Source organism: Streptomyces sp. NPDC029674 (assembly GCF_044903205.1).
GTDB lineage: Bacteria > Actinomycetota > Actinomycetes > Streptomycetales > Streptomycetaceae > Streptomyces.
This window is the reverse complement of sequence record NZ_JBJDPY010000001.1, coordinates 761,118-775,764: the sequence shown is the minus strand read 5'-3', so window position 1 is coordinate 775,764 and position 14,647 is coordinate 761,118. Positions and strand designations below refer to the sequence as shown.

Sequence of the window (14,647 nt, the reverse complement as noted above, 5' to 3'; positions counted from 1 at the left end):
CCACCCGCCACGAGCGTTGCCGCCGTGAGAGTCATCGTCGTAGGAGCCGGCGTGGTGGGCACCATGCACGCCTGGCATGCAGTGGAACGCGGCCACGAGGTCGTACAGATCGAGCGCGAGAGCGAGGCCCGCGGGGCGTCCCTGCGCAACTTCGGGCAGATATGGGTGAGCGGCAGGGCGGGCGGCGAGGAGCTCGACACGGCCCTGCGCGCCCGCGAGCTGTGGGAGGGCATCGGCGAGCGCGTCCCGGGCCTCGGCTTCCGGGCCAACGGCTCCCTCACCCTCGTGCGCAACGAACGCGAGCACGCCGTCGCCGAGGCCGCCCTCGCCCGCCCGGACGCGGCGGCCCGCGGCTACAAGCTGCTCACCGCGGGGGAGGCCCGTGCCCTCAACCCGGCCCTGCGCGGCGAGTTCGGCGCGGCCCTGTGGTGCGAGCGGGACGCGGCGGTGGAGCCGCGCACCGCTCAACTGCGGCTGCGGGAAGCCCTGTCGGCCAACCCCCGCTACACCTTCCTGCCCGGGCGCGAGGTCCGTGAGGTCGTCGGCGCGGGCAGCGTCCGCGACGACCACGGCGACGTGCACACCGGCGACGCCGTCGTCCTCGCCACCGGCGCCTGGCTCGGCGGCCTCGTCCGCGAGCTGGCGGGACCCGACCTGCCCGTGCGCCGCGTACGCCTTCAGATGATGCAGACGGAGCCGCTCGGCGAGGCGCTCACCACCTCCGTCGCCGACGCCGACAGCTTCCGCTACTACCCCGCGTACAAGTCGGACGCTCTCGACGAGCTCAACGCCGGCCAGGCGCAGACACCGACCGCCGCCGAGCACAAGATGCAGCTGCTCATGGTGCAGCGCGCGGACGGCGGGCTGACCATCGGCGACACCCACGAGTACGAGCACCCCTTCGCGTTCGACACCGTCGAGGACCCCTACGACCACCTCACCGAGGTCGTCGAGGGCTTCCTCGGCCGCCCGCTGCCGAAGATCAGGCGGCGCTGGGCCGGGGTGTACGCGCAGTGCGTCGACACGAGCCGCGTCGTGCACCGGCAGCAGGTGCGCGACGGCGTGTGGCTGGTCACCGGGCCCGGCGGGCGCGGTATGACCTGCTCGCCCGCGATCGCCGAGCAGACCGCGAACGAACTGGGATGGTGAGGGAGTCGGTGAGGGAGTCGACCGTGAAGACGCAGGGCCGCACCGGTCTCGTCGTACTCGACATGGCGGGCACCACCGTCGCCGACGGCGGCCTCGTCGAGCAGGCCTTCGCCGCCGCCGCGCGGGAGCTCGGCGTCGAGCCGGACTCCGCGGACCACGCCGCGAAACTGGAGTACGTCCGCGCCACGATGGGCGAGTCCAAGATCTCCGTCTTCCGGCACCTGTTCGGCGAGGAAGAGCTTGCGCAACGGGCCAACGCCGCCTTCGAGAAGGCGTACGGGACGCTCGTCGACGGCGGCCGCATCGCGCCGGTCGCCGGGGCGCGCGAAGCCATCGAGGAGCTGACGGAGGACGGCCGCACCGTCGTCCTCACCACCGGATTCGCCCGCGTCACCCAGGACGCCATCCTCGACGCGCTGGGCTGGCGGGGCCTCGTCCCGCTCACCCTGTGCCCCGCCGACGCGGGCGGCCGCGGGCGCCCCTACCCCGACATGGTGCTCAGCGCGTTCCTGCGCACCGGCGCCGTGGACGGCGTCCAGGACGTCGCGGTCGCGGGCGACACGGCGTACGACATGCTCAGCGGCGTACGGTCGGGCGCCTCCGTCGTCGCCGGGGTGCTGACCGGCGCCCACGGTGACGCCGCGCTCCGCGAGGCCGGCGCCACCCACGTGCTTGGCTCCGTCGCCGAACTGCCCGCGCTGCTCCGGGGGGCCGGCTGATGGGCAGCGGCATCCGCTTCGACGGGGTCTCCGTCGCGTACGACGGGAACACCGTCCTCGACTCCCTCGACCTGACCGTCGAGCCCGGGGAGGTCATGGCCCTGCTCGGACCCTCGGGGTCCGGCAAGACCACCGCGCTGCGGGCCGTCGCCGGGTTCGTGCGGCCCGTGTCCGGGCGGGTCCTCATCGGTGACCGCGACGTCACCGCGCTGCCGCCGCACCAGCGGGGCATCGGCATGGTCGTCCAGCAGTACGCGCTCTTCCCGCACATGCGGGTCGCGGACAACGTCGCGTTCGGCCTGAAGGCGCAACGGGTGGCGAAGAGCGAGATCCCCGGGCGGGTCACCGAGGCCCTGGAGATGACGGGCATGGCCGCGTACGCGAAGCGGTTCCCGCGCGAGCTGTCCGGCGGGCAGCAGCAGCGGGTCGCCATCGCGCGGGCGCTCGCCATCCGGCCCGGCGTGCTGCTCCTCGACGAGCCGCTGTCCGCGCTGGACGCGCAGCTGCGCTCCGGAATGCTGGCCGAACTCGCCCGGCTGCACCGGGAGTTGCCCGACGTGTCGATCCTGTACGTCACCCACGACCAGGTCGAGGCGCTGACCCTGGCCGACCGGATCGCCGTCATGGACCGGGCGCGGCTGCGGGACTGCGGGACGCCGCAGGAGCTGTACCGGGCTCCGCGGACGGAGTTCACCGCGTCGTTCGTCGGCAACGCGAATCTCCTCGCGGTGACGGTGGGGGAGGGGGTGGTGTCCTTCGGTGGGGTGTCGCTGAAGGTCGACACGGGGGGTGTCGCCTCTGGGGTGACCGCCACGTTGTGTGTACGGCCGCATCTGGTCGGGCTCGGGGAGGGCCCGAACTCCCTGCGGGGCAGGGTCGCCGAAGTCCAATGGCGGGGCGCCATTCACCGGTTGTACGTCGACGTGGCCGGGGAGCGGGTGAAGGCGGATGTCCGTGAACTCCGGGATCCGCCCGCTATCGGCGACGTGGTCACCCTGCACTTCGCGCCCGAAGACGCGGTGCTCCTCTCCGGAGGGGTGACCGATGGGTAGTCCTGCTGAGCGCTTGCTGAAAGGTGACCCGGCACCGGGGGCTGTGCCCACCCTCCCCCAATCTCTCGACTCCGCTCGATCAGGGGGGACCCCCATCGCCGTGCGGAACGCCTGCCCACAGCGGGAGCGGCAGCAGTCCGGGGCTCGGCGGGGGTGGCGTCTGCCCTCGTTCGTCTGGGCCCTGCCGCCCGTCGTCCTCCTCTCGCTCTTCTTTCTCTACCCCCTCTTCCTCGTCGTTCAGCAGTCCCTGCAACCCGACACCGGCGGGACCTCCCTCCAGCCGTATTCCGACGTGTTCGCGTCCGAGGCGTTTCGGGAGGCGCTCGGGACCACCGTGTGGTTGGCGGGCGGGGCGACGGTGGGATGTCTCGTGCTGGGGTTCGCGCTCGCGCTGGTCATCGCGTTCGTGCCGTTTCCCGGCGGGAAGGCCGTCGCGAAGTTCATCGACGTGTTTCTTTCCTTCCCGTCCTTCCTGATCACTCTCGCCCTGCTCTTCATCTACGGGACGAAGGGCATGGCCAACGGGGTGTGGACGGACGCGACCGGCACCGCCGAGGGGCCGTTCCAGTTCCTGACCACCCCGTGGGGCGTGCTGCTCGCCGAGATCACGTACTTCACGCCGTTCGTGATGCGGCCGCTGCTCGCCGCGTTCTCGCAGATCGACACCGCGCAGATCGAGGTCGCCTCCAGCCTGGGGGCCAGGCCCGCCCGCATCGTGCGGCGCGTCATCCTGCCCGAGGCGCTGCCCGCGCTCGCCGCCGGCGGCAGCCTCGTCCTCGTCATGTGCCTGAACGAGTTCGGGATCGTCCTCTTCACCGGGGCGAAAGGCGTCACGACCCTCCCGATGCTCGTCTACAGCAAGGCCATCCTCGAATCCGACTATCCGGCGGCGTGCGTCGTCGCCGTCGTCAACATCGCGATCTCCGTGGGCCTCTACGGCCTCTACCGGGTGGTGAGCCGTCGTGTTGGTGCATAGCCGCACAGGGAAGTGGGCGACCTGGGTCCTCTTCGCCGTCTTCTTCCTTCCTCTCTTCGCGCTGCCGCTGCTGGTGATCCTCACGGCGTCGTTCTCCGAGCACTGGTCGGGGGCCTTCCCGTCCGGTCTCACCGGCGAGCACTACGCGGCGGCGACCCGCGGCGAGTCGCTCCAGGCCCTCACCACCAGCCTGGTCACCGCCCTCGGTGCCAGTCTGCTCGCGCTGGCCGTCGGCTCCTGGGCCGCGCTCGCCGCCGCCTCGCTGAAGAAGGGCGGCAAGAGGGCCCTCGACGCGCTGTTCGTGCTGCCCGTCGCCGTGCCGTCCGTGGTCGTCGGGCTCGCGGTCCTCGTCGCGTTCTCCAAGCCGCCGATGATCCTCAACGGGACGCGGTGGATCGTAATCCTGGCGCACGCCCTGCTCGTCACGGCGTTCGCCTACCAGTCCGTCTCGGCCGCCCTCGTGCGGCTCGACCCGGCGTACGAACAGGCCGCCGCGTCGCTGGGCGCCCGGCCCTCGTACGTCCTGTGGAAGGTGAAGCTGCCGCTCCTGCTGCCGTCACTGAACGCGGCCGCCGGACTGTGCTTCGCGCTCTCCATGGGCGAGTTGAGCGCCACGATGATGCTCTACCCGCCGGACTGGATGCCGCTCCCCGTGCGGATCTACGCGGCCACCGACCGCGGGTCCACCTTCACCGGCGCCGCCCTCGCGGTGGTCCTCATGGCGGCCACGCTCCTCGTCCTGCTCGCCGTCTCCCGCATCCGCACCCGCGCCTCCTACCGCTGACCTCCCCGCCTCCCTGTCCCAAGGAGTACGAAACGTCATGTCGCGTCACCCCCGCATCCGCGTCCGAGCGCTCGCCGCCGTCACCGGCAGCCTCGTCCTCGCCGGCTCCCTCACCGCGTGCGGCGGCAGCTCGGCCGCGTCCGACGACAAGGTCGTCACCGTCTACAGCGCCGACGGCCTCAAGGGCGAGAACGGCGACGGCTGGTACGACCGGGTCTTCGAGGACTTCGAGAAGAAGACCGGCATCAAGGTGAACTACGTCGAGGGCGGCTCCGGCGAGATGGTGCAGCGCGCCGTCCGCGAGAAGTCCAACACGCAGGCCGATGTCATCATCACCCTGCCGCCGTTCATCCAGCAGGCCGACGAGAAGGGCCTGTTGGAGTCGTACGAGCCCAAGGGGTCGGAGCAGGTCGACGGCGCCGACAAGGCCGCCGACGGCAAGTGGACCTCCGTGGTGAAGAACTACTTCGGCTTCATCTACAACAAGAAGGAACTCGCGGGCGGCAAGGCGCCCAGGACGTGGGAGGAGCTCACCGACGCCTCGTACAAGAACAAGGTGCAGTACTCCACGCCGGGCGTCGCGGGCGACGGGACCGCCGTGCTCATCAAGGCGATGCACGACTTCGGCGGCAAGGAGCCGGCGATGGCGTACCTGAAGAAGCTGCAGACCAACAACGTCGGCCCGTCCGCCTCCACCGGCAAGCTCGCGCCCAAGGTCGACAAGGGCGAACTCCTCGCAGCCAACGGCGACGTCCAGATGAACTACGCGCAGTCCAAGGACATGCCGAACCTCGGCATCTGGTTCCCCGCGACCGCGAAGAACCCGGAGAGGCGCACCACGTTCGCGCTGCCCTACGCGGCCGGCCTGGTCAGCAAGGCCCCGCACAGCGCCAACGCGAAGAAGTTCCTCGACCACCTCCTCGGCGAGCAGGCCCAGCGTCAGGTCAGCGAGATCGGCGGCGGCTTCCCGGCCCGCGGGGACATCAAGGCCACCGACGCCAACGCCGTCGCCCTCGGCAAGATCGTCGACGGCGTGGAGGTCTTCGAGCCGGACTGGGCGGACATCTCCGAGAACCTCCAGTCGTACGTGGCGGACTGGAAGTCGGCGACGGGCAGCTGAATCGTCACGCTCGAACCGTCACGCCCAGGCCCTGCGTGATCGACCGGGTCAAGATCACGGCATCCTGATTAGGCTGTGGGGTGTCGGCACAGCGCTGTCCCGGCGCCCCAGCCACCTCGTACACCGCAGGAGTGCACCGCATGGCAGAGCGCAAGCCCATCGAATCGTGGCTCACCGACATGGACGGCGTGCTCATCCACGAAGGCGTGCCGATCCCCGGCGCCGACGCCTTCATCAAGAGGCTGCGCGAGTCCGGCAGGCCCTTCCTGGTCCTGACGAACAACTCCATCTACACCGCGCGCGACCTCCAGGCCCGGCTGAACCGCATGGGCCTGGACGTGCCGGTGGAGAACATCTGGACCTCCGCGCTCGCCACCGCCAAGTTCCTCGACGACCAGCGCCCCGGCGGCACCGCGTACGTCATCGGCGAGGCGGGCCTGACCACCGCCCTGCACGACATCGGGTACGTGCTCACCGACCACGACCCGGACTACGTGGTCCTCGGCGAGACCCGCACGTATTCCTTCGAGGCCATGACCAAGGCCGTCCGCCTCATCAACGGCGGGGCCCGCTTCATCTGCACCAACCCCGACGAGACGGGCCCCTCCATGGAGGGGCCGCTGCCCGCCACCGGGGCCGTCGCGGCGCTCATCACCAAGGCGACCGGCAAGCACCCGTACTTCGCGGGCAAGCCGAACCCACTGATGATGCGGACAGGTCTGAACGCGATCGGCGCGCACTCGGAGACCAGCGCGATGATCGGGGACCGCATGGACACCGACATCCTCGCCGGTCTCGAAGCCGGGATGGAGACGTTCCTGGTGCTCACCGGGCTGACCTCGCGGGCCGACATCGACCGGCACCCCTTCCGGCCCTCGAACATCGTCGACTCCATCGCCGACCTCGTGGACCGCGTCTGACCGGTCCGGACCTCCGCCGAGATGCGGAGTCGTCCGGGGCGGGTGAACCTCGTAGGTGGAGGTTCACGATGCGTATACGTTCCCTGGCGCTGCGTGGAGCCGGGGTGGCCGTCGTCCTGGCGGCCGCCCTGCCCGCCGGCGCCGCCCAGGCCCACGACAAAGAGTCCGTCCGGGCCACCGTCACCCCGTCCGACGCCGCGCCCGGCGCCGCCGTGGAGGTGAGCGTCTCCGGCTGCGGCGGCACCACCGGTACGGCAGGGTCCGGGGCTTTCGAGGGCGACGCCGAGCTCACCGGCCGCGACGGCGGCGAGTACAAGCTCAGCGGCAGCGCCAAGATCAGGGGCGGCGTCTCCGGCACCTTCGACGTCACCGTCACCTGCGACGGCCACCCCCACCAGGGCGTCGGCACGGTCCAGGTGGCCGGGCGCGACCGGGCCCCGGTCTCCCCGGTACGGGCAGGCGGCGGCGGCACCGCGCCGGTGACCACGGCCGCCGCCGAGGCCGAGGAGGCGGGGCCGGGCACCTGGCACGCCGTGATCGGCCTGGTCCTCGCCGGGGTCGCCGCCGTCGCCGTCGCGTTCCGCAGCGTCCGCCGGCGACGCTCCGAGTGACGGGCGGGCAGAACCGTGTCCAGCGGTGGACGCGCGACCGGCTCGGGACGGCTGCTGACCGGCGTCGCCTGGGCGGTCCTCCTGGTCGCCCTCTGGCTCTGGGGCAGCGACATCACCGGGCTGCGCGGCGGTCTTTCCGCGCCCGCCACCGGTGACGTGGCCGCGGTCGGCCGCCCCCTCGGCGTCGAACTGCCGCCCGCGCACGAGCCGTTGGAGCCCGCCCGCCCGGCCCGCGTCGACGTGCCGTCACTGGAGGTGCGGGCCCCCGTCATCGCCCGCGGCCTGGACGCCGAGGGCGCGATCGACCCGCCGTCCTTCGCGCAGGCCGACACCGTCGGCTGGTACGCGGGCGGCGCCCGGCCCGGTGCCGCCGGCGCGGCCCTCTTCGTCGGGCACGTCGACACGGAGACCGAACCCGCCGTCTTCTACGACCTGAGCGCGCTGCGTGCCGGCGAAGAGATCAGGGTGGCGCGCGACGACGGCACCGTCGCGGAGTTCACGGTGGACGACGTACAGGTCGTCGGCCGCGACCGCTTCGACGCGGAGAAGGCGTACGGCCAGCACGAGAAGGGCCGCGCGGAGCTACGCCTGATCACCTGCGGCGGCGTCTTCGACAAGGCCGCCCGCACCTACTCCGCGAACGTGATCGTCTCGGCCTACCTCACGGGCGTGCGGTCCTAGGGCCTGTACCGGCACCCGGCAACTGGCACCTGGCCCGGTCGGCGGCCCGCTCCCCCCGGAGCCGCCGACCGGGCTGGTCCTCGACCGCGCGCGCACGGGTTGCGGGAGAAACCCGGCGCCGGCGCGGGAGGTACGGGACCATTTCCGCGTCGCGGAATGGTCGACCAGGCCGGGGGCTCGGGCCTGCAACCGACTTTAGAACGGATGAGCGCGCTGGCCTAGAGGGCGTTCGGGGCGGAATGACGCCAAGTCGCCGACTCCTCTCCCTCTGTGATCACCGCAGGTGGAAGCGGTCCTCGGAGCGGTCCTCAGATAGGTCCGGACCTGCCGTGGCGGAGCGCTTCGGCGTCGATCAGTCCCTTGATCACCTGGGCGGCCACCAGGTCGACGACCTGCTGTTCCCTGCGTGCGTGGCTCCGCATCGCCTCGAACGCCTCGTCCATGCCGGTCTGCCACCGCTCGGCCAGTATCCCCTTGGCCTGTTCGACACGGATGCGGCTGTCCAGCGCCGTCTGGAGCTGCTCGGAGAGCACCCGGCACGCGAAGTGGGTGCGGTGATTGTGCAGACCGGTCGCCGCGGCGTTGGCGAGGGCCTGCGCGATCCCCACCCCGAGGTCGGACGCGGGCCCGCTCTCGGCACCCACCGCCGGACGCGCCGCCACGAACACGTTGAGCGCGCCCAGCACCGTGTCGTGCCGCCGGATCGGCACCGCGTACGTCTCCGCGATGCCGTACCGGCAGGCCCGCTCGGCGAACGCCGGCCAACGGGCCCCCGCGCCACGGGAGTCGATCCGCACCGGCGCCACGGGCTCGCCGCTGCCGAAGCTCTCCACGCACGGCCCGCCGAGGTGCTGGATCTCCAACAGCTGCCGCACGGCACGTGGTTGACGGCCGCCGGCGGCGATGAGGACCTCGCTGCCGCCGCCGGTATACATCACCCCGGCGCCCCGGACGCCGAGCAGCTCCACGCAGCGGTCGGCGAGCCACCTCAGGTAGCGGCCGAGATCGAAGTCGTCGGTCAGGGTGTCCACGGTTTCCACCAGGACGTCCGCAAGCCGCAGTCCGCTGTCGCGGTCTCGCATGCCCCATGCACCTCCACTCCCCGCGGACTGCGCCTACCCCGCTGGGGCGTGCTGTAACAGCTCACCTACAGCTCCCTGCCCACGACGGGCGGACCTCGTGGGCGGCAAGTACGTGTGCCACGATTGAGAGAAGGACAGTGCGCCCAAGGGGGAGTGGATGTACCGCAAATACACCGGCCGCGGACATGGTTTCGCGGCCAGGGGAGTGCGGACGGGAGTGGCGCTCGCGGGGGCCGCACTGCTCCTCGCCGGGTGCTCCTCCGGCGGTGGCCAGGACGACGACCCGCCGAGCGGGCCGGTGAAGCAGCAGCCCAAGGAGAAGGACCCTTACTGGGTCAACCCGGACGGGAACGCCGCCAAACAGGTCGCCTCGTACGCCGAGGACGGCAAGAAGGACGACGCCGACCTGATCCGGAAGATCGCCGAGCAGCCGGTCGCCGAGTGGATCGTCCCGGAGAACGCGGAGGACCAGGCGCGCGGCTTCACGGAGGCCGCGGAGAAGGCCGACCGCGACGCCCTGCTCGTCGTCTACAACATCCCGCACCGCGACTGCGGCCAGTACTCGGGCGGCGGCGCCGCCGACGGCAACGCGTACCGCGCCTTCATCGACCAGGTCGCCAAGGGCATCGGCGACCGGCACGCCACGGTGATCCTGGAGCCCGACGCGGTCCTCCACCTGGTCGACAACTGCACGCCGAAGGAGTTCCACGAGGAGCGCTACGACCTCCTCAAGGGCGCCATCGAGAAGCTCAAGTCCCTGAAGAACACGAAGGTGTACCTGGACGCGGGCAACGCGGGCTGGCAGAACCCCGACGCGCTCTGGGAGCCCTTGCAGCGGTCCGGCGTCGAGCGGGCCGACGGCTTCGCCGTGAACGTCTCCAACTTCCAGACCACCGAGGCCAGCACGGAGTTCGGCAAGAAGCTGTCGGCGAAGATCGGCGACAAGCCGTTCGTCATCGACACGGGGCGCAACGGCAACGGGCCCTACACCAAGGGCAAGGACCCTTGGTGCAATCCGCCGGGGCGGGCCCTGGGCGAGGCCCCCACCACCAAGACGTCCGACCCGCTCGTCGACGCGTACCTCTGGGTCAAGCGGCCCGGTGAGTCCGACGGCACGTGCCGGGGCGGCCCGAAGGCCGGCGAATGGTGGCCGGAGTATGCGTTGGGCCTCGCGAAGGCTGACTAGGGGCGCGGGGCTGTATCGATTTGCGGCTCCGCCGCGTGGGCGCGAGCAACCACAACAAAGCCGCAGTCGCGTCTGCTCGGTAACTCGGCAGACGCGACTGCGGCTTTTCGTGGGCTGAGCGCGCAGTTCCCCGCGCCCCTTAAGTGCGCCCCTGCGGGGCACTTAAGGCACTCGGACCCAGCGCGCCTTGCTCGGCGTGCCCTGGTCGTCGGTCACGAAGAGCATGTACCAGCCGGACTCGACCAGAGACCGGTTCTTCGGGACCGTCACCGTGACGGAGCCCTTCTCCTTCTTCAGGTCGAGCGCGATCGACGTCTGGTCGATGTCGGTCACGTGCGTCGACGCACTCGGCTTGATGAGGCGGGCCGTCTTGATGGACGAGGCGTGCTTCGTGGGGAACGTCCCCGACCCGCCCCGTGCGATCGTCTTCGGCCCCGCGCCGAGCGACGGCTGTGAGCCGCGGTAGAGGTACGGCGGCGTGTAGATCTCGATGCGCTGCTCGAAGACGCCGGGCTTGGTGTTGGCCTTGTCGCCGTAGAGCGAGTCGGAGCCGAAGAACATCACGCGCCCGTCGGGCAGCAGCACCGAACCGGAGTGGTAGTTGCGGCCGACCTCGGGGTCGGCGACCCGCCGCATCTCACCGGTCTTCGCGTCGTAGATCCGCGCCTGGTGGATGTTGGAGTCGCTGCGCCCGCGGTAGTCCTCGGAGCCGCCGGAGATCAGCACGGTGTCGTCGGGCAGCGTGGAGATCTGCGGGTAGCGGGTGCCCTTCTCCAGGGAGGGGCCGTCGACGAAGCGCGGCTTGTCCGCCTTCAGGTCGACGATGCGGGTCTTCTCGCTGGACTCCTTGGACTCGCCGACGCCACCGCCGCCGACGACCATGTACTTCTGGTCCTGGGCGGGCGGCAGCTCGACCGTGCCGGAGGTCTCCAGGAGCTTCTGGTCGCTCAGGCCGGGAATGCCCTGCCATTTGTTGGTCTGCAGGTCCCAGATGCCGGGCTTGCGGCCGACGTCGTCCGGGCCGTATCCCGCGTTGGAACCGGAGTAGAAGAGCTTGCCGTCGGCCAGCTGGAAGATCGCCGGGTACGTCGGGAACTGGCGGATCCCCTTCGTGTACGTCCACTTCTTCGTCTTCGGGTCGTACACCTCGTTCTTGCCCGGCACGAGCTGGCCGATCTCGTCGAGGCCCGACGTGGAGAGGATCTTCCCGTCGGTGAGCGTGGTCAGCGTGGGGTACCAGCGCGCCTCGTTCATCGGGTCGACCTTGATGTACCGCTCCGCGACCGGGTCGAACTCGAAGGTGTCCTTGATCCCCTGGAAGTCCTTCTTGTCCAGGGCGAGCTTCTGCGCCATGCCGTAGACGTTGCGTGTGTCGGAGCCCTTCAGGCCCTGGATGCGGTAGTTGTCCTGGGTGCCCGTCTCGTACTTGGCGCCGCTCCTGGCCGCCTCCACGTAGACCCGGCCGAGGCCCGGCTCGGTGCGCAGGAACCGGCCGGTCTGCTTGTCGAAGATTTTCTTCGCCTTCTCGACCAGGACGCTGTCCTGGGAGACGAACGTCTTGCCGTTCTTCTTCCCCGTGAACTTGGTGCCCGCGGGGATCGTCTTCGGCTCGTCCGGGTCCTCGTTGTGGACGATCATCAGGCCGCCGGCCTTGGTGATGTCGCCCTTCAGCTTCTCGTAGCGCTGGGTGCCGCCCGCGATCAGCAGATTGCCGTTGCCCAGCTGGGTGTGGCCCGTGCAGAACAGGTCGGTGGGCGTCGGGATCTTCTTGATGGTGTTCTTGACCGGGTCCCAGAGCCGGGTGTCGAACTTCTTCGCGTCGAAGTTCTTCTGGTTGTTGCCCGACCCGGCGACCAGCAGGACCTTGCCCGTGTGCAGGAGCGCCGCGTGGATGGTGTTCTGGCGGTACTCCTCGGGGAAGTCGAGCACGTCCCAGTGGCCGTTGGCCGCCTTGTACTCCGGCTTGTTGATCTTGTAGTCGTGGTACTTCTCGGAGCCCACGCGCCACAGCCACGGGCCGTTCATCCCCGCCAGCGCGAGGACGACCGCCGTGCCTATCGCGATGCGGCGGGCGCGGCGGCGGTGGCCGGCACGGTCTTTCATTTCTTACGTCCCCCAAGGGATATCTGCATGGTCTGGTCGGGCGCGGCGGCCCAGCTGGGCTTCTGCTGCGGGGCATGCGGCGCGTGCGGGGCGTGCGGCGCGGGTGCCGCGTACGGAAGGGGCGCCGTGGCGTCGCGCTGCTGCGGAACGGTCGCGTCCGGCGCGGGCGGCGGCTTGGGCTTCTTCTTGTCCTGCCGCATGCCCCAGCGCCACGCGAAGATCGGCGCGGCCGTGATCAGCAGGGCGAACGAGGCCCAGACGATCATCGCGGGGTGGGAGTGCCCGTACACGAAGGAGGCGGCCATCGAGGCGCCGAAGACCAGGATGAAGAACAGGTGTATCCGGAAGGTGCCGAACAGCGTGTCCGGGCTCGCCGAGTCACCCTTGGGGGTCACCACGAACTTGCTCTTGCGGCGCAGCGCCGCGTCGAGCAGCGAGCGCGCGTAGATCGGCGCGGAGAGCGCCGACATCACCATGCCCGCCACGCCGCCGGAGCCCTCGGGCTCGTGCGGGGAGACGTTGTGCCTGCGGTTCCAGATGTAGAGGCCGATCTGGAGCGCGGAGGCGTTGCCGTACAGCATCAGCCAGATGGTCGGGTCGATGTTCACGCCGGACGCGCCGAGGCCCAGGAACAGCGCGCAGCTGAGCGCGGCCAGGATCCAGTTCATGGCGGACATCGGGTAGAAGATGACCATCATCGTGTAGTTGAAGAGGCGGCCAGGGGGCAGCGAGAACGGTGCCTTCCAGAACTGCTTGAGGATCGTCTCGTACGTCCCGCGCGACCAGCGCAGCTGCTGTGTGAAGAAGTCCGTCCAGGCGTTGGGGCCCTCGCCGACCGCGAGCACGTCCGGGGTGTAGACCGACTTCCACTTCTTGCCGGTCGCCGGGTTCGTGGCCCGGTGGATCTCGAAGCCGGTCGCCATGTCCTCGGTGATCGAGTCGTACAGGCCGCCGATCTGCTTCAGCGCCTTGATGCGTACGGCGTTGGAGGTACCGACGAACATCGGGGCGCCGTAGGCGTTGCCCGCCCGCTGGATCAGCGCGTGGAAGAGGAACTGCTGCGACTCGGCGGCCTTGGTGACGAAATTGTCGTAGTTGCCGTAGACCTGGGGGCCGATGACGAAGCCGACGTTCTCGTCACGGAAGAAGCCGAGCATCCGCTCCAGGTAGTTCGGCATCGGTATGTGGTCGGTGTCGACCGAGGCGAAGTAGTCGTAGTCGTCGCCGTGCGCGTCCAGCCAGGCGTTGTAGTTGCCGTGCTTGGTCTTGGCGCGGTGCGGGCCCTTCGTCATGTTCCACTTCGCCACGCCCTTGCGGGAGAAGTGGTGGACGCCGAGCCGCCGGCAGACCTCCTTGACCTCCGGGTCGTCACCCTCGTCGAGGAGCCATACGTGCATCGGGCCGCGGTGCCGGATCTTGACCGCGGCCTCCAGGGTCTTCGTCACCATCTCGATCGGCTCCTTGCCGGGCACGAAGGAGGTGAGGAAGGCGACTCTGGTCCCCGTCTCGGGGACCACGGGTATGGGGTCGCGGGCGACGAGCGTGGCGTGCGCGTTCGACAGCACGTTCATGCAGCGGAAGAACTCGATCAGACCGATCGATATGAGCATGACGATGTCGAGGACCGGCAGCCAGTCGTTCGCGACGTAGTCCCGCTCCGTCCAGTGCTCGGGCTGGAGCAGCCAGCCGAGCAGCACGAGCGAGAGCAGCGGGGCCGCGCCCAGCATCAGCGCGGCCCGTATCTTGTGCGGCTCCTGCGAGAGCAGTGAGCGGTACTTCACCTGGTAGGGCTTGCTCGGATCGGGCTGGGTCAGTGGCCCGGCGAGCCGGCTGTAGTGCTCGTAGTCGTACCGCGGCAGGGTCTTCTTGATTCTGCGGAATCCGCCCGTTCTGTGCGACGGCACCCGGAGCTGGGTCGTCTCTGACGGGTCGTTCTGTCGGGCGCCCGTCGGCGTCGACGTCATGAGTCATCCCCCCGCACGCGGGCAGCCGCGTGTTCGTTGGTCCTTCCGTCCGCTTCGGGCACCCTCGACCGTCACGGACGCATCAATGGCAGGCCACCGTCCTCTTAGACATGGAAAGGCGACCTTCCGGTTGCATGATGCCCCCCTCGGCATCGCTTCACGAACGGGACCCCCGTCCCCTGTCCCGCCGCGGGCGCGTCGGGCCCCCAACCACCCCGTACCGCCCGCCTCGTGAAAGCCAATGGCTCCAGGACAGGGTTCTACGCCTTACGGCATGATCGCAAGAGCGATAGACGCAAG

The 14,647-nt window shown here is 70.1% G+C and carries 13 protein-coding genes; 10 read left to right on the top strand and 3 right to left on the bottom strand.

Features of this window, described 5'->3' with window-relative positions; genetic code table 11:
• Positions 1-24: 24 nt before the first annotated feature.
• The 9 genes from ACI2L3_RS03385 to ACI2L3_RS03345 all read left to right on the top strand — a co-directional run bounded on the left by ACI2L3_RS03385 (position 25) and on the right by ACI2L3_RS03345 (position 8,012).
• Positions 25-1,149, top strand: a complete 1,125-nt coding sequence (locus ACI2L3_RS03385; protein ID WP_404750583.1) for a TIGR03364 family FAD-dependent oxidoreductase — start codon at positions 25-27, stop codon at positions 1,147-1,149.
• A gap of 23 nt (positions 1,150-1,172) precedes the next feature.
• Positions 1,173-1,868, top strand: coding sequence for an HAD family hydrolase (locus ACI2L3_RS03380; protein ID WP_404750582.1), 696 nt, complete (start codon positions 1,173-1,175; stop codon positions 1,866-1,868).
• Positions 1,868-2,920 (top strand): ABC transporter ATP-binding protein, encoded by a 1,053-nt coding sequence (locus ACI2L3_RS03375; RefSeq protein WP_404750581.1) that lies wholly within the window; start codon positions 1,868-1,870, stop codon positions 2,918-2,920. Before ACI2L3_RS03380 ends, ACI2L3_RS03375 begins: the two co-directional genes overlap by 1 nt.
• Before the next feature lie 100 nt (positions 2,921-3,020).
• On the top strand, positions 3,021-3,896 hold the full coding sequence (locus ACI2L3_RS03370) for a 2-aminoethylphosphonate ABC transporter permease subunit (protein ID WP_404750580.1): 876 nt from the start codon (positions 3,021-3,023) through the stop codon (positions 3,894-3,896).
• The gene (locus ACI2L3_RS03365) at positions 3,883-4,680 is read left to right on the top strand and encodes an ABC transporter permease (RefSeq protein WP_404750579.1); all 798 of its coding nucleotides are present in this window, start codon (positions 3,883-3,885) and stop codon (positions 4,678-4,680) included. The genes ACI2L3_RS03370 and ACI2L3_RS03365 overlap by 14 nt, the downstream gene beginning before the upstream one ends.
• A gap of 37 nt (positions 4,681-4,717) precedes the next feature.
• Entirely contained in the window at positions 4,718-5,800 is a 1,083-nt protein-coding gene (locus tag ACI2L3_RS03360) for a 2-aminoethylphosphonate ABC transporter substrate-binding protein (protein WP_404750578.1), read from the top strand.
• Between the two features lie 140 nt (positions 5,801-5,940).
• Positions 5,941-6,720: an HAD-IIA family hydrolase gene (locus tag ACI2L3_RS03355; protein WP_404750577.1), complete on the top strand. Its 780-nt coding sequence runs from the start codon at positions 5,941-5,943 to the stop codon at positions 6,718-6,720.
• Positions 6,721-6,788: 68 nt separating this feature from the next.
• Positions 6,789-7,331, top strand: coding sequence for a hypothetical protein (locus ACI2L3_RS03350; RefSeq protein ID WP_404750576.1), 543 nt, complete (start codon positions 6,789-6,791; stop codon positions 7,329-7,331).
• A 15-nt stretch (positions 7,332-7,346) separates the two neighbouring features.
• Positions 7,347-8,012: a class F sortase gene (locus tag ACI2L3_RS03345; protein ID WP_404750575.1), complete on the top strand. Its 666-nt coding sequence runs from the start codon at positions 7,347-7,349 to the stop codon at positions 8,010-8,012.
• Between the two features lie 308 nt (positions 8,013-8,320).
• Here ACI2L3_RS03345 and ACI2L3_RS03340 read toward each other — a convergent pair whose 3' ends face one another.
• A complete protein-coding gene (locus ACI2L3_RS03340) occupies positions 8,321-9,094 on the bottom strand; it encodes an ANTAR domain-containing protein (protein ID WP_404750574.1) in 774 nt (257 codons plus the stop codon).
• Between the two features lie 157 nt (positions 9,095-9,251).
• Between ACI2L3_RS03340 and ACI2L3_RS03335 the strand changes: the two genes are divergently transcribed.
• Positions 9,252-10,280: a glycoside hydrolase family 6 protein gene (locus ACI2L3_RS03335; RefSeq protein WP_404750573.1), complete on the top strand. Its 1,029-nt coding sequence runs from the start codon at positions 9,252-9,254 to the stop codon at positions 10,278-10,280.
• 162 nt (positions 10,281-10,442) lie between these two features.
• On the opposite strand, the gene ACI2L3_RS03330 is transcribed toward ACI2L3_RS03335, so the two are convergent.
• Positions 10,443-12,383: a galactose oxidase-like domain-containing protein gene (locus ACI2L3_RS03330; RefSeq protein WP_404750572.1), complete on the bottom strand. Its 1,941-nt coding sequence runs from the start codon at positions 12,381-12,383 to the stop codon at positions 10,443-10,445.
• Positions 12,380-14,347, bottom strand: coding sequence for a glycosyltransferase family 2 protein (locus tag ACI2L3_RS03325; RefSeq protein WP_404750571.1), 1,968 nt, complete (start codon positions 14,345-14,347; stop codon positions 12,380-12,382). Before ACI2L3_RS03325 ends, ACI2L3_RS03330 begins: the two co-directional genes overlap by 4 nt.
• Between the last annotated feature and the right edge of the window lie 300 nt (positions 14,348-14,647).

Excerpts from the sequence above, each read along its gene's own strand:
- ACI2L3_RS03360 (WP_404750578.1), top strand. The coding sequence starts at position 4,718 with ATGTCGCGTCACCCCCGCATCCGCGTCCGAGCGCTCGCCGCCGTCACC.
- ACI2L3_RS03340 (WP_404750574.1), bottom strand. The coding sequence starts at position 9,094 with ATGCGAGACCGCGACAGCGGACTGCGGCTTGCGGACGTCCTGGTGGAA.
- ACI2L3_RS03355 (WP_404750577.1), top strand. The coding sequence starts at position 5,941 with ATGGCAGAGCGCAAGCCCATCGAATCGTGGCTCACCGACATGGACGGC.
- ACI2L3_RS03350 (WP_404750576.1), top strand. The coding sequence starts at position 6,789 with ATGCGTATACGTTCCCTGGCGCTGCGTGGAGCCGGGGTGGCCGTCGTC.
- ACI2L3_RS03325 (WP_404750571.1), bottom strand. The coding sequence starts at position 14,347 with ATGACGTCGACGCCGACGGGCGCCCGACAGAACGACCCGTCAGAGACG.
- ACI2L3_RS03330 (WP_404750572.1), bottom strand. The coding sequence starts at position 12,383 with ATGAAAGACCGTGCCGGCCACCGCCGCCGCGCCCGCCGCATCGCGATA.
- ACI2L3_RS03335 (WP_404750573.1), top strand. The coding sequence starts at position 9,252 with ATGTACCGCAAATACACCGGCCGCGGACATGGTTTCGCGGCCAGGGGA.
- ACI2L3_RS03375 (WP_404750581.1), top strand. The coding sequence starts at position 1,868 with ATGGGCAGCGGCATCCGCTTCGACGGGGTCTCCGTCGCGTACGACGGG.